The following is a 24,476-nucleotide window of genomic DNA, read 5'->3' as shown; positions in this document are numbered from 1 at the left end:
AAAAAAATAAGTTTATTAATAGAATATTATAATAATTGTTTATCTTGGGAGAGAAAAAATGAAGGTAAATGGAAATTCAGGTGCAGAAAAAAATGTATTATCTGCAATAGGCTCTAACTTTTTAGGCAGAGCTCCAAGATGGTATAAGATTTTAATTATATCATATCTTATCATTAACCCTATTTTATTTGCTATTAATCCATTTGTAGCAGGCTGGGTGTTAATGGCAGAATTTATTTCTACATTAGCATTAGCATTAGTATGCTATCCACTGCCATCTGGTGGTTTATTAGCTATTGAAGCAGTCGTTATTGGTATGACTTCCGCTGAACATGTCTATCACCATGTAGTAGATAATTTTCCAGTGTTACTATTACTTATGTTTATGGTAGCAGGTATTTTCTTTATGAAAGAACTGCTGCTTTTTATTTTTACTCGTCTTTTAGTAAGTGTTCGCTCTAAAATCTTATTATCATTAATTTTTTGCTTCCTTGGAGCATTTTTATCTGCATTTTTAGATGCACTTACTGTTACAGCAGTTGTTATTACTGTTGCTTATGGATTTTATGGGATATATCATAAATATGCATCAAACAAAGGCGACAGGCAGGCAAAATCTATTAAAGATGATGATGGTATTGATGAAATTGACAGAGAAGATTTAAATAATTTTCGTGGATTTTTAAGAAACTTAATGATGCATGCTGCTGTTGGAACAGCATTAGGCGGTGCATTAACATTAGTAGGTGAGCCGCAAAACTTAATTATTGGTAAACAAATGGGCTGGGATTTTATACAGTTTTTTAAAGAATGTTCCCCTGTTTCAGTGCCAGTATTTTTTGCCGGTCTTGTAACATGTGTTCTTACAGAAGTATTTAAAATATTAGGCTATGGCTACCAAATGCCTGAAAATGTCCGTAAGGTTTTAGAAGCTGAAGTGAAAAGAACTTCTGAAGATATGGATGTTAAAACAATAGGCAGATACATTGCAGAAGCTGCTGCGGGTGTATTTTTAATCATTGCTCTTGCTCTGCATTTAGCAGAAGTAGGTCTTGTTGGTTTAACAATTATCATTTTAGTTACATCATTTACAGGTGTTATTGAAGAACACCATTTTGGTGAAGCATTTACTGAATCACTGCCATTTACTGCACTCTTAGTTGTATTTTTTACAATTGTAGCAGTTATTGCAGACCAAGGGTTATTTAAACCTATCATTAATGTGGTTTTTGGAATGGATGGTAAACATCAGATATTAGCATTCTTTATTGCAAACGGTGTGCTTTCTGCTATTAGTGACAATGTGTTTGTTGCTACTGTTTATATTACAGAAGTTGTTGCTGCATTAAAAGGCGGTATAATTGACCAGCTTCAGGCAGATAAACTTGCTGTTGCTACAAATATGGGAACAAATATTCCATCAGTTGCAACACCAAACGGACAGGCTGCATTTTTATTCTTGCTAACTTCTACACTTGCCCCATTAATAAGATTATCTTATTTACAGATGATGAAACTTGCACTTCCATATACAATTATAATGACAACAGTTGCATTAATCGCAACATACTATAATTTGTAATGACATTAAAAGATAAAGAAGAAAAGTTAATCAATATATTAAAATGTTTTAAATCATGTGCCGTCGCTTTTTCAGGCGGCACTGATTCTACACTGCTTCTATACTATCTTTCTAAACTGAATATTAAAACAAAAGCATATACATTTCATTCTTATTTATACCCTGACAGTGAGCTGAAAGATGCTGAAAACACTGCAATACTATTAAATATAGAGCATAAGATAATTTATATTGAGCCATTAGAAATGATTGAAAATATTAAATATAACCCAAAAGAAAGATGCTATATATGTAAAAAATATATGTTTTCTATGCTAAAAACAATGGCAGAAAATGATGGCTGTGATACTATTATTGAAGGCTCAAATTATGATGATAGAAAAGATTTTCGTCCCGGATTTAAAGCTGTGCAGGAAGCTGGTGCATTAAGCCCGCTTGATATGGCAGCTCTTACAAAAGAAGATATTAGAAACCTTTTAAAACAGGCAGACTTAGACTATAATAAACCATCTTTTGCATGCTATTTTTCACGGTTTCCATACAACATAGAAATAAGTAAAGAAATGATTGAAATTATATCTAAAAGTGAATGCTATATACATTCACTTGGCTTTAACAGTGTAAGAGTAAGATATCATAATCAAACAGCCAGAATAGAAGCATCTGAAAATCATATAAAAGATATTATAAATAATAAAGAAATACGAAGTAAAATTATTACATATCTGAAATCTCTTGGATTTATATTTGTATGTATGGATTTAGAAGAATATAAAACTGGCTCTATGAATAGGCTGATATAAGTGAAATTTAAAACAATAAAATACACTATAATAATATTTGCATTATGTCATTTTTTAATACAAATAAGTTATGCATACAGCCTGCCACTATTTGATGAAAGATTTAATGAAAAGGGATTTATTAAAAAGCAGCCTTTTAACATAAGCATAGGTTATGAATACAGCAGCACAGATGGATTTAACTTAATAACATCAAGCAAAGCATTAAGTAATACAGAAATAAGTAAATACAGTAGTGGAATCAAAACAGAAGCAGACCTTTATATTACACCATTTCTTAAATTATTTGTAAACTATACATTTAGAAATAGTCTTTTGGATATAAAATATACACTTAATAAGAATAATCACCAATATCTTATAAAAGATTATACATCTGTATTTTCAAAAAAAAGTAATGAACATATCTATATGGCAGGATTTGAAGCAGCTTATGAATGGTCTATAAAAAAATATACACCATATATTTCATTTAAAACAGGTTTTGGCTTAACAGTTTCAGAACGCTATGAAGATATATTTTATAATGCATCATTTGCATTAAAAGCAGGCACATATATTACATTTAATAAAAATTTTATATTAAATATTTATACTGGAGCAGATTACACAACTCTTTTTAATAACGGATTAATGATTGAAAATATTAATATTGCTGTTCCTAATGAATATTTAATGACAGGTATGTCAGTATATAATTTCTATGCAGCTGCAGAGTATCAAGAAAATTATGATAAAAATATCAATATGCTGTTTGGCATGGAGCTTGATATTTATAAGTATTCATCTATTTTTGCAGAAATTAAGTTTATAAACAGTCTTATATTTCACACTGGAATAAAAGTAAAATTTTAGTTAAAACTTATATCATATTTTTTAGATTTTTCGCCTTTAAAATCAGGCTCAAAATGACTGTGGTGTGAAAGCAGTAAGTTATACTGAGCCTTAAAGGCGAAGTATCTAAAAGTAAGATAACTTAAATATATTATGCACTTTTGTAATATATATAATTTATATTTTTCATCTATAAAATCAGGCTCAAAATGAATGCTGCACAAAATTTCTGGGTAAGTTTACTTATTGCTCTGATGTATATTATATCATAGTATTTATTAAAAAACAGGGGTAAAACATATTAGATTTTGTAAGATTATGAGACATATGTTACAAAAATAAGTATAAAAAAATACCTCTTAGTATATAGTATAAAATTAAGCAAAAAACTAAACTAAACTAAGAGGTATCACAATGAATAAAGTGATAATAACAGAAGAAATGCGATTTCGTCAACGGTTATGTGAGTATGCATTAAAAAAAGGAGCAACGAAAGCAGCCCGCAAATATCAAGTGAACCGTATGTTTGTATACAGGCATTTAAAGAAATATGATGGAACAGTTCAGAGTTTATCTTTTAAAAGTCGTAGACCAAGAAACAGTCCAAATAAGCATAGTAAAGAAGAGCTTGATTTAATATTTAACACATATGCCGAGCATGGTTTGTATGGTAATGCGGAGGTATATGTCAGACTTCTAGAAATTGGTTATAATCGTAGTTTTGGCAGTATGTGTATGCAGATAAGGAAGAAAGGCTTAAAGTCATTAAACAAGTCAAAAAAGAGCTATACAAGATATGAACCAATAACAGGTCAGTATATAGGCGACAAGGTTCAGATAGATATAAAATATGTTCCACAGGAATGTATAATGTTTTCCAGCTATGGTAAAAAATATTATCAGATAACAGCGATAGATGAATACAGCAGAATGAGAGTATTAGAAATAGTAGAAGAAAAAAGCACATTTGAAACAGGTAAGTTTTTAGACGAACTGGAAAGTAAATTTGGCTTTCCACTAAAAACAATTCAAGTGGATAATGGCTATGAGTTTGTAAATGATAAGGAAGTTACAAACAAGAAAAGCTATTTTGAAGAGACAGCTGAAAAGAAAGGATATACTATTAAACGAATAAGACCTTATTCACCTTGGCAGAATGGAAAGGTGGAAAGAAGTCATAGAGAGGATGGAAAAATTTTATATGCAAATAATAAATTCTATTCCAAAGATGAATTAATTAAGGCTCTTAAACAGCATGAAGATAGATATAATAATACTGCTAAAACATGCTTAAATTTTAAATCTCCATATGAGATTGTTATTGAAAATAAATTATTGCTTGATTTATATTAAGTTAAGATTTATTTTTTACTAAAAGTGTAACATTTGTCCTGTTAGTTAAGATATATTGACATTTGCTCATCAATATATTATATATAATTTGTAAATAAAATAAAGATTGTGGGATAAGACGATGTTAAGATTCACTATTGCAAAAAAAATTAATACTTTTACTATTATACTTGTTTTAACATGTATTTTAGCAAGTTCATTCTCTATAATAGCTAGTATAAAAGGGATAAATGAAGCTGAAACTCTTGATGAAGTCAGTTTATCTGCGAATTTACTGCTTACTGCTGTTAAAACTAATGTATTAAATGTTAATTCTGATGTGAGCAAGTATGTAATTACTGGTGATCAAAAATATATTGAGAATATGCAAAAAGCAATAGATTCTGATAATTTAGCTCAGTTTAAAAATATAGTGAGTAAAAATCCTAAAATGTTTTATGATTATAATCAGTTAGATGAATTTTATAGTGGTGTTGAAGATTTTGCTGTAAGCTCCCAAAAGGTAACTAATTCTTTTAAATTACTTAAAGATAATGGTGATACTTTCCTTACTACTGCTAATGATTTATTCACAGCTACTGAGAGAATACAAAACAGAACTGCTAATCGTATGGAAGATTATATTGATAGAAATGATCAAGAGCGTATTCTTAATTTTTTTAAACTTTCTTTTTTACTTGGTGAAGCAAAAGAGCATGCTTTAGAAACAGTATCTATTGCTAATACAATACTTTCAGGGGCTACTTACAGTATGGAAGTATATAATTCTATTTATCTGCAAATAAATGAAATGAGAGAACATATACAAGAAGCAAGAAAAGTAGCAAGATTAAGAGAATCTATAGATGATTTAACATATATCTCTAATAAAATTGTAGAGCTTGAAAAAATGGCTAAAAATGCAGAGCCTTTATTTAGTGAATTTTCTTCATCTATGGGGAAAGTTAATACCAGCAAGGATACATTATTTTTTCAATTAGAAGAATATGAAAGACTTTCTGCAGATGATGTTAGAATAGCAGCTGATAACATTATTGCCAGTCAGAAAAAAGCTCTTTTAACTAGTTCCTTTTTTGCTGTTTTGGCTATAATATTAGCATTCATTGTTATATTATCATTAAATATTAGTGTTATTAAACCTTTAGATGTCCTTGTAGCAAGGATAAGTAATTTAACAAATGGTGATGGTGATTTAACTAAACGAATAGATATTAAATCAAAAGATGAGTTTGGAGAGCTGGCAGCACATGTTAATTCTTTTATAGAAAATGTGCAGATTATTATTAAAGAAGTAAAAGATGCAACAAATGAAGTTGCTTCAGGTAATAATGAGCTTGCAGCTACAATGGAAGAATTATCAACAACTTTTGATTCTCAGGCTAAACAAATATCTGATATGGTTTTAAGTATGGATACTGTTAGAGATATTTCTAATGAAACATCACAGGCTCTTGATACTAATATGGATATATTAGAAGGTGCAGCAGTAAAAACTCAGTCTGGAGCAGACCAGTTAAATGGTGTGCAGCAGGATATGATGACTATAAAAAATGAAACAGTATCATTGGAAGCTGTTATTTCAGAGCTTGCAGACAGCTCTAACCAGATAGGTGAAATATTAAGTGTTATTAATGATATTGCAAACCAGACAAATCTTCTTGCATTAAATGCAGCAATTGAAGCAGCTCGTGCAGGTGAAGCAGGCAGGGGGTTTGCAGTAGTTGCAGATGAAGTAAGAAAACTTGCAGAAAGAACACAGCATGCTACTGGCAAAATAGAATCTATTATAGGCTCATTGCAGCAGAAATCAAATCTTGCTTCTGTTGAGATGACAAAATCAGTAGAAAGCGTTCAGGCTGGTGTTGATAATATTGGCGAAACTAATGAAGGATTTAAAAGTGCTGTTGAAAGTGTTATGGACTTACACAGAGAAATGAAAACAGTTGCAGAAAGTGTGTCTAACCAATACAGCACAATATTAACAGTTGTTGATAATACTCAGGTAATTGCAGCAGGTATTGAAGAAAGTAATCAGGCAGTAAGTGAAGTTAATAGAACTGTTGCACATTTACAGGAAAGAACAGACGGGTTAAAAATGTTAATAAGTAAATTTAATGTATAGTTATATATAATACAATAAAATAAAACAAAAGCCACTGAATATCAGTGGCTTTTTTAGTAACTCTTTAGTATAGAAGAAAAATGATTTATAATAAATATTATAAAAGTATAAAAGATATATAATAAGTTTGTGTTTCTGTAAAAGCATAGGGATATTATAATGTAATTTAATGCTTGTTGTAAAATACATAAAAAATGATATGTAAAATCTATAACAAATATAGGCAGTCATGTAAATTAAGTTTAAATTATACTTTTAAATGTAATAAATATAGTAAGAGAATTTAAGATAAATAAGGTTATACTGATAGTGATAAGACAAAGTATCTGTATTGTAAAAACTGCAACCCACAATATAGTATTTAGAATTATTTCAATTTAAATATTCTATAAATTATTAACTTTTAGGCAATATCTAAATTTATACTTATATTATACAGTATCTTAAAAAGTTTGTAGTTTTAATTTCATTATAAATATAAGATTCTTCGCTATGCTCAGAATAGGCATTGTGTGGCAGCAGCTCTGAATAATAAAACTGCTACAATTGTCATACTGATAGTAATAAGGAGAAGTAAATAAATTTATCCTTTATTAAAAAATACATCCTTGTATTTTTTAAATCACGCTCTGCCGAAATAAGTTCGGTTATCGCTCACTTTCAGACGGCTCGTCCAGAGCCTGCTTACATGTCATACTGAGAGTAATAAGGCGAAGTATCTAAAACTATATAATTTAGATTTTTTCACCTTTAAAATCAGGCTCAAAATGACTGATATATAAAATTTCTGGGGTAAGTCCAGTTAGTGATAAGATTGTAATTACTGTGATGTGATTTTAATAAGTCAGCATAATAGAAACTGCAAGAGATAATAGATTATAGCATAAAAATAAACTACCCGTTGTTTAACGGGTAGTTGTGAGTATACTATTTTTTAAAACATTAATCATCAAATTTTTGTCCCATTATTTGACCATTTGCAGTAATATATATTTCCATCATATTACTTGTTTTTATTTCAAAACCATTCCATGTTTTTTCTGCTTTTATAATAAAAGCCTGAGGATGAGCATTTTTTACTGCATCTGCAACTGGGGCAGGTAAAACTGCTGTTGGAAAGTTTTGGTATGCTTTAATTTCTTTCCAATCACCATTTATATAAAATTCAACTTCTACACCTGTATTTAATTTTACTTCAATACTATCATAATCCTGCTCTGCAAACATAATATTAGAAGTAGGAAAATTTGCTTGAATAAATTGCTTAACATTTGCAGGAAGTGCATCTGGTGCAATAACCATATCTGCAAAAGCAAGACTTGCTGTCATTAAAAATGCTGCTGTTAAAACTAAGATTTTTTTCATAAGTATAACTCCTTTTAAGGCTTGAAACCTTTTATACCTTTACTTTATGTTTTATTAGTCGCAGTTGAAAGAAAATAGTTACAAAAAAACTGTTTTTATATTTTATTATTTTTAATATGTTTCTTAATGTTTAAAAGGATGGATATTTATTATAAGCAAATGGAATAATCTATTTATTTTGCTTATTTATTAAACATTATCTTATTTTGATATATATTTCTTTTGCTCCGCTTTGCTCTTTTTAAGAAAGATATGCTGCCACCTGTCATTATGAGCGAATGCGAATAATTTAGTTAGTATAAGCTGCAATAATTGTCAATACTGTTTTAAGATTGCTGCATTTTTTGATTTATATACTACTGTAATATATATAATTTAGATTTTTCGCCTATAAAATCAGACTCAAAATGAGTTATCGTGTGAAAACTGTATGTTAATACTGGTCTTGAAATATAGTGAAGTATCTTAATTTACCCTTTATTTTCAAATACTGTCCAGCTGCGGACTTTTTATTCCATCGCTGCTTGCTCGGAAAGTCCTTGTGCTGCAAAAACAGAGTCTTGCCTATATTAATGGCAAGTCGTTTTACATACTCGGAGTGCAGTGTAGTAAAATATGCTCTCCATGTTTTTTAAAATCACGCTCTACCAAAACAAGTTCAGCTATCGCTCATTTTCAGACGGCTTGTCCTAAGCCTGCATTCATATCATACTGAGCCATAAGGCGAAGTATCTGTATTGTAAAAACTGCAACCCACAATATAGTATTTAGAATTATTGCAATTTAAACATTCTATAAATTATTAACTGTTTAGGCAATATCTAAATTCATACTTATACTTATATTATACAGTATCCTAAAAAGTTAGCAGTTTTAACCTCATTATAGATACAAGATTCTTCGCTATCCTCATAATAGACATTGTGTGACAGCAGCTCTGAATAATAAAACTACTACAATTATGTCATAATGAGAGTTATAAGGCGAAGTGAATAAATTTATCCTTTATTAAAAAATACATCCTTTTTTTTGTAATATTTCGTTTTAGTCTTAGTATAACATAATTGTAACATCTATGTTATTATCAGCTGTGCACTATATAATATAATTATGACAAGTTGTTACAAAGATACTTTTTTCTGACGGTGCTATATGAACTTTATAAAAAAATGCCTGCTTCCAAAATTGGAAACAGGCGGATAGGTTTATATATTAAAGGAATGGGATTAGTCCATTTTTCTTTTTAAAATATTACCATTCATATCAATTTTTAATTCAAGATTGTTATTTAATTTTACTTCATAATATCCAAAATCTTTGTCTATTTTAATGATTTGACCGCCTTGGCTTTTTGCTGCTTTTTCAACTGCAGCAGGTAAAAGTCCATCAGGTAATGCAGAATATGCTTCTATTTCTTCCCATTCACCACTTAAATTAAACTCAATTTTTGCACCAGTATTAAGGATAGCTTCAAAACTGTTTTTATCCCTTTTAGCTGCAACAATATTTGCATTTTTAAAAGTTTTGCTTATAAACTGTTGAGAGTTTTGTGGCAGCTGATTTGGCTGAATAAGCATATCAGCAGCAAATGCAGTAAATGCAAACAGTGAGATGACTGCTGTAAAAAATGTTACAAATAGTTTTTTCATAAGATTGCTCCTTTTTTAATTTATTATTTGCTTCTTATGTTTTATATGTTGCAGCAGGAAAATAAAAGTTACAAAAAATATTTATTTTTTTAAAATATAGGTATACCGCCATAATTATATCATTTATCAATATGATAGGATATTTTGTTGTATTATAGCATAATATAAGATAATATTAATAAGCATTACATAAAGGAATGTAATATGGAAAAGGAATTATTAATAAATCTTGAAAAACTTCATACTACAAAGCTTGGTATCATTAGAATAAAAAAGAATTTATGTTTAAATGATTATGAAGATGTTATTGAATGGTGTAAAAGAAAAATATCTCAAAAAAAGATTAATACAGTTAGAAAAGGCAAAAATTGGTATATATCTTTTGATGACTGCATTATAACTGTTAATGCGTGCAGTTTTACTATTATTACTGCACATAAAAAAAAATATAAATCATAATTTAATGCTGGGTTTTGTTAATGATATTAGATAAAAATTTTTTTCAAAAAGATGTTGTAACACTTGCTAAATCGCTGCTTGGAAAAGTATTATGCAGAAAAATAGATAATTTTATATTAAAAGCAAGAATTATTGAAACAGAAGCATACAGCAAATCAGAACCTGCAAGCCATTCAAGTCTTGGGTATTCCTTAAATCGTGCAGCTATGTTTATGGAGGCTGGCACAATATATATGTATCACAGCAGGGCAGGGGCATCATTTAACATAAGTGCATTAGGATATGGTGATGCTGTCCTTGTAAAATCGGGTATATGTTTTCTTGATAATGATTATAATACACTTGCTTTTATACAGCAGATAAATAAAAAAAATGGAAAATTACGAGATATACATTATCTTGCTTCTGGACAGACCTTGCTTTGTAAAAGTCTAATGATTGAAAGAATGTTATGGGATAAAAAATCATTTAATGGTGAATTATATATAGAAAATATTGGATATATACCTGAAAATATCCTTATTTCATCAAGACTTGGTATCCCAAAGGGCAGGGATAATGCTTTATTGCCATATAGATATATTGATAAAGAGTTTCTAAAATATGCTACAAAAGGCAGATGTAAGTTTTATTAAATTTTACTTGATTTAATACAAAAAAAGTTTTAATACATATAGATAAATTTTCAAAGAATAAGAAGGTTGTATGGGGTTTTTAGATTCTATCCAAAGTATTATATCAGTATATTTATTAATTGCAGCAGGCTATATTCTTACCAAAAAAGATATTTTATCTACTGAGTTTGGTTCACGCATTGCATGGCTTGTTGTTAATCTTACATTTCCTGCTTATATTTTATCAGCCTTGCCTTATCAGTTTACAAAAGCACAGTTTATGGAATCAGCAGGTGGTATTTTTGCTGCATTAATTGCAACAGCAGTTCTTTATCCATTAGGATATACAGCTGGTAAGATTTTTAAAGTTAAAAATGAAAATATGGGTGTATTTTTAGCCTTGTTTGTATATTCTAATGTTGTCTTTATTGGTCTTCCAGTAAATCAGGCATTGTTTGGAGACAGCTCTGTTGCCTATGTTCTTGAATACTACATTGCAAACACTATTCTTTTTTGGACCCTTGGTGTTTATTCTATCCAAAAATCATCAGGCAGTGGAAAAGGCAGTATTAATTTAAAGGCACTGTTAACACCATCACTTACAGCAACAGTTGTAGCAATAATATTTGTCCTTGCTGGTTTTAAACTTCCAGAAATGCTGCAAAAACCAGCCAGTATGCTTGGCAGTATGACTTCACCATTAGCCACATTATTTATAGGTATGGTCTTTGCTGAAATGAAATTATCTGATTTTAAAATTACAAAAGATTTCTGGGCAGTAATGACAGGAAGATTTGTTATATCTCCATTTGCTGTTTTTCTGATTATGATGTTTTTTACATCATTTAATGCAGAAAGGCAGGAAGTATATATTTTACAGGCTGCAATGCCAGCTATGAATCAAGTTACAATATTAAGCAAATATTATGGATGTGATTATAAATATTCTACAATACTTACTGCATGGTCATTTGTGGTTAGTATGATAGCACTGCCATTATATGTAATATCATTTCAATACTTATTTTAGTAAAACATATTAATAATGTCAGAATATTTTGGATATTTTAAAAGCATTTCATCTTTTTTATAAAGAATAAAATCATCATAAGAAAATTCTGGATGCAGGCTGCACCCAGTTAATACATATTCCCCATCAATAATTTTTGCAGCAAAAATACTTCCGCTTTCTATAACAGCACTGTATGACGCATTATTATATATAAGACTGTCACCAAGTTTATGATAATTAAGTGAGCCGTCTTTTTTGATTTCATATATCTCTAAAAGACCGCCTTTATAATAATGCCATATTTCATCAGACATTATTGAATGCCATGCAGAAAACTGACCTTGTTTCAAAAGATAGTATATTGCACTTCCTGCTCTGCATTTGGTATTATCATCTTTTATGATATATTTGCTGGATTGGTAATATCTTCTAAAATATCCGCCTTCTGCATGTGGAGCAAGGTTTAATTTTTCAATTAAAATATCAGCAGTAGTTAATTCTTTCTGCATAAGTTTCTTCCATTATTAAATACAGAACTATCCATTTGAAAGCAGCCTGAAAGTGTATTAAATAAAGTATCATCTAATACTGCATCATTTTTATGGGCAGTAATGCTGCCTGAGATATTATATTCTTTATTTAATTTATCAGATACCCATACTATCATAACTGAAGCTCTGTCTTTACTTGCAGATAACTTATCTTTATATTTTTCGCCTTCTAAACCCTGTAAAATAATAAGTGCTTTTTTATCTGCTAGTATATTAATAGTTTCATGAAGATAAGCATCAATATAGTCAATATACTGGCTGTATTCATCATTATTTGTATTATTATTAATAAAATCTTTATATCTCATACTTATTAATGGAGCAGAACCTTCTGCATTTACAACAAACAGACCGCCGTTATTTTCAGCTGCAAATTCTTTAATATAGGCAAGTGATGTAAAAAGATTTGGGCTGTTATTAGTATATTTTTCTATAATATTTTTTGTATCATTTTTTACAATATTATAAGCAAGAGCATCTTTTGATAATAAAGAATTATAAACAGCAAAATATACTGTATTATAGCCTGCATTTTTAAATAGACTTATAAAAGAGCGGCTGTTATTGATGTCATTAATATTTTCAGCTGCAGCACCAGTTAATACTGCACTTCTTGTGCTGTAATTGTTTGCATAATCAGTAGTAACATTATCAAATATTATAATACTGCTGCTTGTTAAAGGCATTTGAGAGCTTGTTTGTTTAAATGGTGCATTTGAAAGTTTGTCTATTAATATCACTACACCTGTAATATTATCATCTGTTTTGACTGCATTTACTTTATCCTGCCTTTTATCTGCATAAAATTTGTATGAAAGGTATGATAATGTATAATTTTTTACACCTTTCAAAAATGCATACGGCTGTATAGTAAATTGATTAAAGTTATTATAAAGATTAGTATAGCATATTACAGCAATAAGAAATATTATTGCAAATGCCTGCCCTCTGCGGATAACAGATTTATCTCTTGCAAAGAAAAACCTTATAAAACCAAATGCAAGTCCTAGTAAAAACATAAGTGTTACAAAAACAGTATAAGTTGTATTTTCTGAAATAGATGATTTTATTGTATTATGCAGTAGAAATTTTGTTGCAGAATGTTCTGTTGTATCAAGATGAAATTTATCCGCATACAGTGCACCTACAGAGCCTATATAAAATAAAACGGGATTTACAATAATAAAAACCCATTTGGAAAGCATAAGCAGAAAAAAAAGCACAAGATTAAAAAGTGCTGCAAGTGTAATAATAAGAGCAGTATTATAATGATTTAAATTCATCAGTTGTATTCTAGGTTCATCAAATATTAAAGTATATAAAAATGTATTCAGCAGAAGCAGCACATAATATGAAAAAGCTCTTTTGCTCCAAGGTATTTTTAAAAACTGTTTGTTTATATTTATTATAGCCATTATAAATCCTTATTCTGTTATGTAAAAAAGTGATATACTATATCATTGTTCTTAATTAATTTAAAGTATTAAATATATATTAATAAAATTTTTTCACATTAAAATTTTATGTAAAAAACTAAAAAAATCATAAAATTTAATTTTCATTACTATGTTATATAATAATAAATTATATCTTATAAATTATAAAGTAAAATATGTTTTATATTGAGTTAGAATGTAATTTATAATTTTAAATATATTTTATAACTAATTGATATATATAGTTAATGCTAAATGATAACATAGTTATAATTTTATTAATATTTTTTCTTGCAATATAATAGTTTGTGTGGTATAAGGAAACTATAAAGTAAAATAATTTAAAGAAGGAGTTACTTATGGCTGAATTTCGTATGGAACATGATTTTTTAGGAGATAAAGAGGTTCCAATAGATGCTTATTATGGTGTGCAGACATTAAGAGCTATTGAAAACTTTCCTATTACAGGTTATAGAATACATCCTGCATTAATTAAATGTATGGCTATTGTTAAAAAAGCTGCTGCACTTGCTAATGCAAAAATTGGCGAGCTTGAAAAAGATAAAGCAGAAGCTATTGCAAAAGCTGCTGATGATGTTATTGCTGGTAAATTTAACGACTGGTTTTTAGTTGACCCTATTCAGGGCGGTGCAGGCACATCTATCAATATGAATACAAATGAAGTTATTGCTAACCGTGCATTAGAGATTATAGGCGAAAGCAAGGGTAATTATAAAGTTATTTCTCCAAACTCTCATGTTAATATGGCTCAAAGCACAAATGACTCTTTTCCTACTGCAGCACATTTAACTATTGCTATGCTGCTTGATGAATTAATAGCAGTAATGAAAGAAATGCAGGATATGATGCTTAAAAAAGCAAAAGAATTTGACGGTATGATTAAAATGGGCAGAACTCATTTGCAGGATGCAGTGCCTATAAGATTAGGTCAGGAATTTAAAGCACATGCAGCTGTTGTTGGCAGAGATATTAAACGCTTAACTAATGCTAGAGAACACATGCTTACAGTAAATATGGGTGCTACTGCTGTTGGAACTGGTCTTAATGCAGAGCCTGAATATATTAAAGAAGTTGTTAAACAGCTTGGAGAGATTTCAGGTCTTCCTGTTAAAGGTGCTGAAGATTTAGTTGACGGCACTCAAAACTGTGATTCATATCTTGAAGTAAGTGCTTTATTGAAAGTATGCATGACAAGTATGTCTAAAATATGTAACGATTTACGCTTAATGGCTTCTGGTCCAAGATGTGGTTTACTTGAATTAAATCTTCCACCTCGTCAGCCAGGCAGCTCTATTATGCCGGGTAAAGTTAATCCTGTAATAGCAGAAGTTATTAATCAGATAGCATTCCAAGTTATTGGTAATGATGTTACAGTTACAATGGGTGTTGAAGCTGGTCAGTTTGAGTTAAATGTTATGGAGCCAATATTTGTATTTAATGTTATCCAGTCATTAACTATTATGGCAAATGGTTTCAGAGTTTTTACTAAATATCTGCTTAAAGATTTAACAGCAAATCCTGAAAGAATGAAAGCTTATGTTGAAAACTCTGTTGGTATTGTTACAGCTATTAACCCACATGTCGGTTATGAAACAGCTGCACAGCTTGCTAGAGAAGCATATGTTTCTGGCAAACCAATTAGAGAACTTATTTTAAGGGATAAAGTGCTTACAGAAGAAGAAATTAATATTATTTTAGACCCTGTAGGTATGACAACTCCGGGTATTTCTGGGGCAGAATTAAAACATAAAAAATAGCAGCATATAATGCCATATATGATAGTGGGCAGTTAACAGCTGCCCATTTTTTTATGTAAAAAATAGTATGTTTTTCTTGCTAACTAATTTTATTTTATGCTATCATGACAAATTGTAAGGAGTTAAAATATGAGATATTGGGCAGCATTGATTATACCGTTTTTCATTATGTCGTGTGCCTTAGAAAAAGAAACAACAGATGAAGTTAACGGAGTTTTTGCTTTTACTACAGCATCAGTTGATATTGACAGCATAACTAATGGCACAAATACATATAAATTTCCACCTGTATGTATAGATTTTATTCAAGGTGATGGAACTGTAAAATATACTATCAGCTCAGAAGGTCTTTATGGCTCCAGCAATGTAGACCCTGTTATTAGAAACAGTTATCTTCGCTTTACTAGAGCAAGGCTTTATTTTAATGATATACCAATAGAAATTGACCATCCAGAAGATCTTAAATATAATTCTCGTGTTACATTAGAAGCGGTTATTGAGAAAAGTATGATAGATGCTGCAGAGATTGCGGATGGCACATATCGTCTTGAAATAGAAATGGTTGCAAGTGAATATAATGGAAATGGACATAATACTGTTTTAAATAATACATTTTCAGATTATTTTGGAGAAGTTACTATTTCTTCTATCGGTCAAGGCTGCAAATAAAAGCAGCCTTTTTTATGTTTTTTATACTGCTCTTACAAAAAAACTTAAACTAATCCATATAATAAACTTATATGGAAAGAAATGATAGTTATTATTATCAAAATATTTAGTAATAGTATTAGAAAAAAGTAAATTCAGTCATACTGAGCCTGTAAGGCGAAGTATCTTAATTTATCTTTTATTAAAAAATACATCCCTGTATTTTTTAAAACACGCTCTGCCGAAACAAGTTCGGCTATCGCTTACTAAAGACGGCTCATCCTGAGCCTGTTTCCGTGTCTTACTGCAATGTGAAAACTGCAGGTCATACTGAACCTGTAAGGCGAAGTATCTAAAAAGCTGGATAGTTTTAAATATATTATGCACTGCTGTAATATATATAATTTAGATTTTTTAACCTTTAAAACAGGCTCAAAGTAACTTACAGCACAAAGTTTTTAGGATAAACCCACTTATTTTATTTTTTGCTTTTCTTTTTTTAAAAAATCTTATATAATACATTTGTTCTATATTATATATGGAGATAAATGTGTCAGAACGGGTTTATTTATGTATAGACTTAAAATCTTTTTATGCTTCTGTGGAATGTGTTGATTTAGGGCTTAACCCAATAACTACTAATCTTGTAGTGGCAGATAAATCCCGCAGTGAAAAAACAATATGCTTAGCAGTTACTCCAGCTTTAAAATATTTTGGAATAACTGGAAGACCGCGTCTTTTTGAAGTGATACAGAAGGTAAAAAATATTAATCAGGAAAGGCTTATTCATTTGCCATTTAGACAGTTTACTGGAAAATCATACAATATTACAGAGCTGCAGCATAATCCAAGCCTTGCTCTTGCTTTTATTGCAGCACCGCCTAGAATGGCTCATTATATAAAATACAGCACATTAGTTTATGAAATATATTTAAAATATATTGCTCCTGAAGATATACATGTTTATTCCATAGATGAAGTTTTTATAGATATAACAAGTTATTTAAAAGTATATAATATTACACCATACAATCTTGCTAAAATGATGATACAGGATATTTATAAAAAAACAGGTATTACAGCTGTAGCAGGTATTGGCACAAATCTCTATCTTGCAAAAATTGCACTTGATATTATGGCAAAAATTACTCTGCCAGATGAAGATGGTGTCCGTATCGCTTATCTTGATGAAATACTTTACCGTTATAAGCTATGGACCCATAAGCCAATAACTGATTTCTGGCGGATAGGCAAAGGATATGCAGAAAAACTTGAAAAGTATGGCATATTTACTATGGGGGATATTGCAAAATGCTCTATCAGCCACCATGATTTTTATAATGAAGAACTGCTTTATAAACTTTTTGGTATAAATGCAGAGCTTTTAATAGACCACGCATGGGGATACGAACCATGCACTATGGCGCATATTAAAGCATATAAGTCAGAAAGCAAAAGTATAGGTTCAGCACAGGTATTGCACAGTCCATATACAAGCGAAAAAGCACGCACAGTAGCAAAAGAAATGGCAGATATTTTATCCCTTGATTTAGTAGAAAAAGGACTTGTTACAAACCAGATAATTTTAGCAGTTAGTTATGATGTTGAAAATTTATCAAGGAATGATTTACCAGCATATAATGGAGATTTAAAAATAGATAGATATGGCAGGATTAAACCAAAAAGTGCTCATGGCACTATCAATTTAGAAAGTTATACATCATCTACAAAAGATATAGTTGCAGCAGTATCTTCCCTTTATGACAGCATTGTAGACAAAAATTTATGGATTAGAAGAATAAGTGTTATATTTAATCATGTAATACCAGAAAATACATATCAATCAGAGAATAAGCCATTAACAATATTAGATTTCTTAGAAGAAGATAAAAAAGCTGATGATAAAAGCAGACTGAAAGAGAAAGATATACAGAAAACTTTAATCAATATAAAAAAGCGGTTTGGCAAAAATTCAGTAATAAAATGTATGAATCTTTTTGATGGTGCTACTGCAATGGATAGAAATAATCAGATAGGTGGTCATATAGCATAATGGATAATGACAGCTGTAAATATTATGGGGATATTATAAATATGCCACACAGAATATCTAATATACATGCTCCAATGAATGTATTAAATCGTGCTGCCCAGTTTGCACCATTTTCTGCCCTGCCAGGTCATAGCGAAGCTGTGAAAGAAACAGAAAGAATTACAGAAACATCTTACAGTCTTGATGAAGAAGAAAAGGAAAGAATTAATTATATTTTGCAGAATATTTTATATAATACTAATGCTGTAAATAATATATATGTAAAATATTTTATAGCAGATGAGAGAAAAAGCGGTGGCAGATTTGTAAAAGTAACTGGCATTATCAAAAAAATAGATACTTATAACAGACTTATTATTGTTAATGATACAAAAATTAATATTGATGACATTATGGATATAAGCATACTATAAGATAAATATTAAAAATCTGCATTACTTATATTTTTGATTAAAACTGTAATAACATATTTATATATTAGATGTATTTCTACTTATCAAATATTATAATCTTATGATGAATAAAATAGACTTACTTAAAAATTTTGCATATCAGTTATACTGAGAATGATAAGGCTGAGTAAATAAAAAGCTATATAGTTTTAAATATGCTATGCACTGCTTTAATATATATAATTTAGATTTTTCGCCTTAAAGTCAGGCTCAAAATGACTTAATAAATTTGTATTAAAAAATTCATCCATAAATTTTTTAAATCACCCTCTGCCGAAATAAGTTCGTCTATCGCTTACTAAAGACAGCTCGTCCTGAGCCTGTTTCCGTATCTTACTGCAATGTGAAAGCTCTAGGTCATACTGAGCCTGCAAGGCGAAGTATCTAAAAAGTTAGATAGTTTTAAATATGTTATACACTGCTTTAATATATATAATTTAGATTTTTCACCTTTAAAATCAGGCTTAAAATGAATGTGAGAAAAAAATTTTGAATAAGTTCACTTATTTGGGTATATTTTTGATGATTATACCGAAGAGGGGACTTGAACCCCTACGATTAAAAATCGGCGGATTTTGAGTCCGCTGCGTCTACCATTCCGCCACTTCGGCTTATAAACTATAAATTTGATAAATGATTAAACATAAATAATATTCATTTGTCAATACTTTTCATATTATTCCTTATTCATCTGTAATATTTATTGCTTCTTTTGCAAGTTTATCTGCCATATCATTATATATATCTCCAGAATGTCCTTTTACTTTTACAAAATAAATATTTATTTTTTCAGATATTTCATCAATAAATTTTTTATAATTGATAGTGCCTTCCTGTTTGCGTTTCCACTGTCCTTTTGCCCAGTAAGCAATACCTGAATAGTCATGATGCAGTGTTATACTTTTATATTTATTTTCTACAGCCCATTTAATAGATACAGCTGCTGCAAAAAGTTCCCCTGCTACATTACGCATATCTATATATTTTTTGCTGCTGCCTTTTATTGTGTGTATTATTTCTCCATTATATAAAATAACGGCACCAAAGCCAGCTTCTGTCTGTTTTTCAGAAAAACTGCCGTCAATATAAGCATGAAGACCGCTTAAATCATCATTTTTTTCATCATTTAAGCTGTCAGCAGATAAATATTCTTCTGCTTGATGAAGTATTTTAAATTTTTTAAATTCTGCTCCAGAAAAACCAGTGATTTGTTTTTGGCATTCTTCCCAGCTTTCAAATATACCTGTTTCTCTGCCTTTTTTTACTGCATAATACATTATTTAGATTAACCAGACTACTAATAAATAATTTTTACATAAAACTTTCATAAGTGCCTGTAAAATATGCGATAAGTAAAACAGCAGCAGCTGCCACAGCTAAAAAAATCATAAGAGTGCGAGTATAGCTTATGTTGTTAGTAGAATTAGCAAAAATTGGATTATTGTTTTTATTTCTGTTTATTTGGTATGGATTATTTTTTTTTCTTATAATGCTTTTTAATTTTGTTTCTATATCTGTATTGTTCTGATTACTGTTTTGAATAATAACACTTTCATCATCATTCTGGTTTGATTTTTTATTTTTTGTTTTAAATGCAGAATAGATTGTAATACCAATAAATACTGCAAAATATATAATCAGGTTTGCAAAATCACTTATATCAAAAAATGACTCCATAATATCCTCATAAAAAATTATACTATAATTTATATAATAATATAAATTTTTTCAAGCACTAATTTAATTAAGCTATATTAATTTTATACTAAATGTAAGATTATGAGACATATGTTACAAAAATAAGTATAAAAAAATACCTCTTAGTATATAGTATAAAATTAAGCAAAAAACTAAACTAAACTAAGAGGTATCACAATGAATAAAGTGATAATAACAGAAGAAATGCGATTTCGTCAACGGTTATGTGAGTATGCATTAAAAAAAGGAGCAACGAAAGCAGCCCGCAAATATCAAGTGAACCGTATGTTTGTATACAGGCATTTAAAGAAATATGATGGAACAGTTCAGAGTTTATCTTTTAAAAGTCGTAGACCAAGAACCAGTCCAAATAAGCATAGTAAAGAAGAGCTTGATTTAATATTTAACACATATGCCGAGCATGGTTTGTATGGTAATGCGGAGGTATATGTCAGACTTCTAGAAATTGGTTATAATCGTAGTTTTGGCAGTATGTGTATGCAGATAAGGAAGAAAGGCTTAAAGTCATTAAACAAGTCAAAAAAGAGCTATACAAGATATGAACCAATAACAGGTCAGTATATAGGCGACAAGGTTCAGATAGATATAAAATATGTTCCACAGGAATGTATAATGTTTTCCAGCTATGGTAAAAAATATTATCAGATAACAGCGATAGATGAATACAGCAGAATGAGAGTATTAGAAATAGTAGAAGAAAAAAGCACATTTGAAACAGGTAAGTTTTTAGACGAACTGGAAAGTAAATTTGGCTTTCCACTAAAAACAATTCAAGTGGATAATGGCTATGAGTTTGTAAATGATAAGGAAGTTACAAACAAGAAAAGCTATTTTGAAGAGACAGCTGAAAAGAAAGGATATACTATTAAACGAATAAGACCTTATTCACCTTGGCAGAATGGAAAGGTGGAAAGAAGTCATAGAGAGGATGGAAAAATTTTATATGCAAATAATAAATTCTATTCCAAAGATGAATTAATTAAGGCTCTTAAACAGCATGAAGATAGATATAATAATACTGCTAAAACATGCTTAAATTTTAAATCTCCATATGAGATTGTTATTGAAAATAAATTATTGCTTGATTTATATTAAGTTAAGATTTATTTTTTACTAAAAGTGTAACATTTGTCCTGTTAGTTAAGATAAGCTATATTAATTTTATACTAAATTTCTTGATAAAAAATGCGATATGTATTATAATATCTAAAAAGCATATTTGGAGTATTAAATGTGAATAAATATATTGGAATATTGCTGGTAATAATTCTTTCTGTTTTAACAGGCTGTGGTGAAAGCATATATTCTGGTGCAGAAAATACCAGTTCTAAAGAAGCATTAATAGATGATTTTGATTTTCGTTTTTTAAAAAATGAATGTGATGTAATTATTGAGCGTTATGATGACTATGTTAATTCTAGTGTATCCCTTAGTGAAAAGGATTTATATAGTTATGTTAGTGCTGTTCTTTCATGCAGTGGCTTTGATATTGTAAAAGGGCTTGACAGCATATTGCAGACTGGCGGTAATGATATTTATGGAACAGCTGCGGCTGTTATTGGACATAATGTGATAGATATGAATACATCAATGTATTTATACAAACAGTATGAAAAAGCTATTAATATATGTGCAGATTATAAAACAGAGCTTGCACAATCAAATCATACTTTAAATAATACTAATCTTACATTATGCGGTCTTGCAGGCACTATGGGAACAGTTGTTAATATTAGTGCTATGCTTTTAAATTCAAGTGGGGGTGGTTCTAATGAACTGCAGCTTACAGAAGAAGGTCTTACAGACTTTGGCAAGGATGTTAATCCAACTGTTGTAGGGCTTGGTTTACCTTCATTTTTAAAGGAATATAATTTATTTCTTTATAATTTAGACAGTGGACTTAAACTTTCAGAAGATGCAGCAGCAATGCTTGGTGATTTACTGGGGCAGGACAGTTTCAGCAGTGTTTTTGGTGAGCTTGCAGCAAGTCTGCGTGATGATAAATCGCAAATTACAGAAGACAGTCTTATAAATTATATTTCAGTTTCTCTTGGTATAACAATACCAGATAACATATTTCCAACAGTTCCTTGATATGTCAAATATACCATAAATTAATTGTATTAAAGAATAATATATATTATTAAAGTATATCAAGATTTAATGTATTTTTTAAAAGAATGCCTAAAACCAGAACTGATTAATAAAAATATTTAATTCTGCATGACATAAAAACACCCCATTTATTTGTCCAATAAATGGGGTTCTCATCAATTGCAGAAAGGCTTTTGATTTTATAATACGATGTTTTCTTTGTATTCGCCAAATATTTCTTTTAAAGCATTAATTGTTTCGCCAAGAGTAGCATAAGTTTTAACTGCATTTAAGATTTTTGGCATTAAATTTTCGTTTGTTTTTGCAGCTGCTGTTAAATCTGCAAGAGCTCTTTTAACTGCATCATTATCACGAGTTTCTTTTAAGTTTTTAAGTTTTGCTTTTTGGCTTACTTCAACAGAAGAATCAATTTTTAAAAGACCTTTAGGTGGTTCTTCATCTATATGATATTTATTCACACCAACAATAATTAAATCTTCATCTTCTATAGCTTTTTGATATTCATAAGCACTGTTTTGGATTTCTCTTTGTGGAAAACCCTGCTCAATAGCACGCATCATGCCGCCAAGGTCATCTATTTTTTGGATATATTCAAATGCGCGTTTTTCTATATCATCAGTCATAGCTTCTACCATATATGCACCAGCAAGTGGGTCAATAGTATCTGCTGCACCAGATTCATTTGCCACAATCTGCTGAGTTCTTAAAGCTATGCGAACAGATTCTTCTGTAGGCAGAGCAAGAGCTTCATCATAAGAGTTAGTATGCAGAGACTGTGTGCCGCCTATACATGCTGCTAATGTTTGCAGTGCAACACGGACAATGTTATTTTGCGGCTGCTGTGCTGTTAATGTAGAGCCTGCTGTTTGAGTATGGAAACGAAGCATAGTAGATTTTGCTTTTTTAGCTTTAAATCTTTCTGTCATAATTTTTGCCCACATTCTTCTTGCTGCTCTAAATTTTGCAACTTCTTCAATAAAGTTATTATGACAGTTAAAGAAGAAAGAAAGCCTGCCTGCAAAATCATCAACATCAAGTCCTGCTTTAATAGCCGCATCAACATAAGCTATACCGTCTGCAAGTGTAAATGCAACTTCCTGCACAGCATCACTTCCTGCTTCCCTTATATGATATCCGCTGATACTGATAGTATTCCATAAAGGAACATTATCTTTACAGAAAGAGAAAATATCAGTGATTAATCTCATAGACTGAGTAGGTGGGAAACGGTATGTGCCGCGAGCCATATATTCTTTTAATATATCGTTTTGGATAGTTCCTGCTAATTTATCAGAGGAAACCCCTTGTTTTTCACCAACAGCAATATAGCATGATAAAAGATATGAAGCTGTTGCATTAATAGTCATAGATGTAGAAACTTTATCAAGCGGTATGCCATTAAATAATGTTTCAATATCAGCAAGAGAGTCAATAGCAACACCAACTTTACCAACTTCTCCTGATGCCATTGGGTCATCAGAATCATAACCAATTTGAGTTGGCAGGTCAAAAGCTACTGAAAGCCCTGTTGTCCCCTGGTCAAGCAGATATCTGTATCTTTTATTTGATTCTTCTGCTGTTGCAAAGCCTGCATACTGACGCATTGTCCAAAAACGACCGCGATACATAGTAGGCTGAACACCCCTTGTAAGTGGATAAATGCTTGGATAACCAAGTTTTTTTTCGTAATCAAAATCAGGAATATCTGCTGGAGTGTAGAAAGGCTTTACAACATATCCGGAAGTAGTTTTAAAAACTTTTTTACGCTCAGGAAATTTACTGATTGTTTTTTCATACTGTTCTTTCCATTTTTCGTACATAGCTGACCTCGCTAAAAATAATATTTAATCAATTATCATTAAATATTGCTTAAATTGCAATAATTATTTTAAAAATTCTGGCAATAATGCAGTTTTAAATTTTATAACTGG

21 protein-coding genes and 1 tRNA gene are annotated in these 24,476 nt (G+C 30.0%); 14 read left to right on the top strand and 8 right to left on the bottom strand.

What is annotated here, in order from left to right:
* The first annotated feature begins 58 nt into the window (after nucleotides 1-58).
* The 5 genes from nhaB to N508_RS03790 all read left to right on the top strand — a co-directional run bounded on the left by nhaB (nucleotide 59) and on the right by N508_RS03790 (nucleotide 6,694).
* On the top strand, nucleotides 59-1,582 hold the full coding sequence (gene nhaB / locus N508_RS03810; RefSeq protein WP_023275077.1) for a sodium/proton antiporter NhaB: 1,524 nt from the start codon (nucleotides 59-61) through the stop codon (nucleotides 1,580-1,582).
* On the top strand, nucleotides 1,582-2,385 hold the full coding sequence (gene larE / locus N508_RS03805) for an ATP-dependent sacrificial sulfur transferase LarE (RefSeq protein ID WP_023275076.1): 804 nt from the start codon (nucleotides 1,582-1,584) through the stop codon (nucleotides 2,383-2,385). The genes nhaB and larE overlap by 1 nt, the downstream gene beginning before the upstream one ends.
* Nucleotides 2,386-3,240: a hypothetical protein gene (locus N508_RS03800; protein WP_023275075.1), complete on the top strand. Its 855-nt coding sequence runs from the start codon at nucleotides 2,386-2,388 to the stop codon at nucleotides 3,238-3,240. It begins immediately after the preceding gene.
* Between the two features lie 393 nt (nucleotides 3,241-3,633).
* Nucleotides 3,634-4,572, top strand: coding sequence for a DDE-type integrase/transposase/recombinase (locus N508_RS03795; protein ID WP_023274862.1), 939 nt, complete (start codon nucleotides 3,634-3,636; stop codon nucleotides 4,570-4,572).
* Between the two features lie 121 nt (nucleotides 4,573-4,693).
* Nucleotides 4,694-6,694, top strand: coding sequence for a methyl-accepting chemotaxis protein (locus N508_RS03790; protein WP_023275074.1), 2,001 nt, complete (start codon nucleotides 4,694-4,696; stop codon nucleotides 6,692-6,694).
* A gap of 942 nt (nucleotides 6,695-7,636) precedes the next feature.
* On the opposite strand, the gene N508_RS03785 is transcribed toward N508_RS03790, so the two are convergent.
* Nucleotides 7,637-8,059 carry a PepSY-like domain-containing protein gene (locus N508_RS03785; RefSeq protein ID WP_023275073.1) on the bottom strand — a complete coding sequence of 141 codons (423 nt, stop codon included), beginning with the start codon at nucleotides 8,057-8,059 and terminating at the stop codon, nucleotides 7,637-7,639.
* Nucleotides 8,060-9,285: 1,226 nt separating this feature from the next.
* Nucleotides 9,286-9,708, bottom strand: a complete 423-nt coding sequence (locus N508_RS03780) for a PepSY-like domain-containing protein (protein ID WP_023275072.1) — start codon at nucleotides 9,706-9,708, stop codon at nucleotides 9,286-9,288.
* Nucleotides 9,709-9,912: 204 nt separating this feature from the next.
* Here N508_RS03780 and N508_RS03775 point away from each other — a divergent pair, with 204 nt between their 5' ends.
* From N508_RS03775 to N508_RS03765, 3 genes are all read left to right on the top strand, one after another.
* A complete protein-coding gene (locus N508_RS03775) occupies nucleotides 9,913-10,167 on the top strand; it encodes a DUF3781 domain-containing protein (RefSeq protein ID WP_023275071.1) in 255 nt (84 codons plus the stop codon).
* A gap of 20 nt (nucleotides 10,168-10,187) precedes the next feature.
* On the top strand, nucleotides 10,188-10,802 hold the full coding sequence (locus N508_RS03770; RefSeq protein WP_023275070.1) for a DNA-3-methyladenine glycosylase: 615 nt from the start codon (nucleotides 10,188-10,190) through the stop codon (nucleotides 10,800-10,802).
* Nucleotides 10,803-10,872: 70 nt separating this feature from the next.
* Nucleotides 10,873-11,811, top strand: a complete 939-nt coding sequence (locus N508_RS03765; protein WP_023275069.1) for an AEC family transporter — start codon at nucleotides 10,873-10,875, stop codon at nucleotides 11,809-11,811.
* Here the strand turns inward: N508_RS03765 and N508_RS03760 are convergent.
* Both N508_RS03760 and N508_RS03755 read right to left on the bottom strand, forming a co-directional pair.
* Nucleotides 11,808-12,302 (bottom strand): cupin domain-containing protein, encoded by a 495-nt coding sequence (locus tag N508_RS03760; protein ID WP_023275068.1) that lies wholly within the window; start codon nucleotides 12,300-12,302, stop codon nucleotides 11,808-11,810. The two genes, N508_RS03765 and N508_RS03760, sit on opposite strands and share 4 nt — an antisense overlap.
* Nucleotides 12,287-13,759: an LTA synthase family protein gene (locus tag N508_RS03755; RefSeq protein ID WP_023275067.1), complete on the bottom strand. Its 1,473-nt coding sequence runs from the start codon at nucleotides 13,757-13,759 to the stop codon at nucleotides 12,287-12,289. The genes N508_RS03760 and N508_RS03755 overlap by 16 nt, the downstream gene beginning before the upstream one ends.
* Nucleotides 13,760-14,139: 380 nt before the next feature.
* Between N508_RS03755 and aspA the strand changes: the two genes are divergently transcribed.
* From aspA to N508_RS03735, 4 genes are all read left to right on the top strand, one after another.
* On the top strand, nucleotides 14,140-15,558 hold the full coding sequence (gene aspA / locus N508_RS03750; protein WP_023275066.1) for an aspartate ammonia-lyase: 1,419 nt from the start codon (nucleotides 14,140-14,142) through the stop codon (nucleotides 15,556-15,558).
* Nucleotides 15,559-15,687: 129 nt separating this feature from the next.
* Nucleotides 15,688-16,227, top strand: coding sequence for a hypothetical protein (locus tag N508_RS03745; protein ID WP_023275065.1), 540 nt, complete (start codon nucleotides 15,688-15,690; stop codon nucleotides 16,225-16,227).
* A 529-nt stretch (nucleotides 16,228-16,756) separates the two neighbouring features.
* Nucleotides 16,757-18,259, top strand: coding sequence for a Y-family DNA polymerase (locus N508_RS03740; protein ID WP_023275064.1), 1,503 nt, complete (start codon nucleotides 16,757-16,759; stop codon nucleotides 18,257-18,259).
* Nucleotides 18,259-18,672, top strand: coding sequence for a YolD-like family protein (locus N508_RS03735; RefSeq protein WP_023275063.1), 414 nt, complete (start codon nucleotides 18,259-18,261; stop codon nucleotides 18,670-18,672). The genes N508_RS03740 and N508_RS03735 overlap by 1 nt, the downstream gene beginning before the upstream one ends.
* 568 nt (nucleotides 18,673-19,240) lie before the next feature.
* Here the strand turns inward: N508_RS03735 and N508_RS03730 are convergent.
* The 3 genes from N508_RS03730 to N508_RS03720 form a co-directional block, all read right to left on the bottom strand.
* A tRNA-Leu gene (locus N508_RS03730) sits at nucleotides 19,241-19,322 on the bottom strand.
* Between the two features lie 72 nt (nucleotides 19,323-19,394).
* The gene (locus N508_RS03725; RefSeq protein WP_023275062.1) at nucleotides 19,395-19,988 is read right to left on the bottom strand and encodes a ribonuclease H1 domain-containing protein; all 594 of its coding nucleotides are present in this window, start codon (nucleotides 19,986-19,988) and stop codon (nucleotides 19,395-19,397) included.
* A 34-nt stretch (nucleotides 19,989-20,022) separates the two neighbouring features.
* Entirely contained in the window at nucleotides 20,023-20,388 is a 366-nt protein-coding gene (locus N508_RS03720) for a hypothetical protein (RefSeq protein WP_023275061.1), read from the bottom strand.
* Nucleotides 20,389-20,586: 198 nt separating this feature from the next.
* Between N508_RS03720 and N508_RS03715 the strand changes: the two genes are divergently transcribed.
* Nucleotides 20,587-21,525 carry a DDE-type integrase/transposase/recombinase gene (locus tag N508_RS03715; protein ID WP_023275060.1) on the top strand — a complete coding sequence of 313 codons (939 nt, stop codon included), beginning with the start codon at nucleotides 20,587-20,589 and terminating at the stop codon, nucleotides 21,523-21,525.
* A 138-nt stretch (nucleotides 21,526-21,663) separates the two neighbouring features.
* Nucleotides 21,664-22,524, top strand: a complete 861-nt coding sequence (locus N508_RS03710; RefSeq protein WP_023275059.1) for a hypothetical protein — start codon at nucleotides 21,664-21,666, stop codon at nucleotides 22,522-22,524.
* A 200-nt stretch (nucleotides 22,525-22,724) separates the two neighbouring features.
* Here N508_RS03710 and N508_RS03705 read toward each other — a convergent pair whose 3' ends face one another.
* Complete coding sequence (locus N508_RS03705) at nucleotides 22,725-24,365, bottom strand: acyl-CoA mutase large subunit family protein (protein WP_023275058.1); 1,641 nt, start codon at nucleotides 24,363-24,365, stop codon at nucleotides 22,725-22,727.
* Between the last annotated feature and the right edge of the window lie 111 nt (nucleotides 24,366-24,476).

This window comes from Mucispirillum schaedleri ASF457 (genome assembly GCF_000487995.2).
Classification (GTDB): domain Bacteria; phylum Chrysiogenota; class Deferribacteres; order Deferribacterales; family Mucispirillaceae; genus Mucispirillum; species Mucispirillum schaedleri.
Note: the sequence above shows the minus strand (reverse complement) of the source record. Positions and strands in the feature narration are given on the sequence as shown.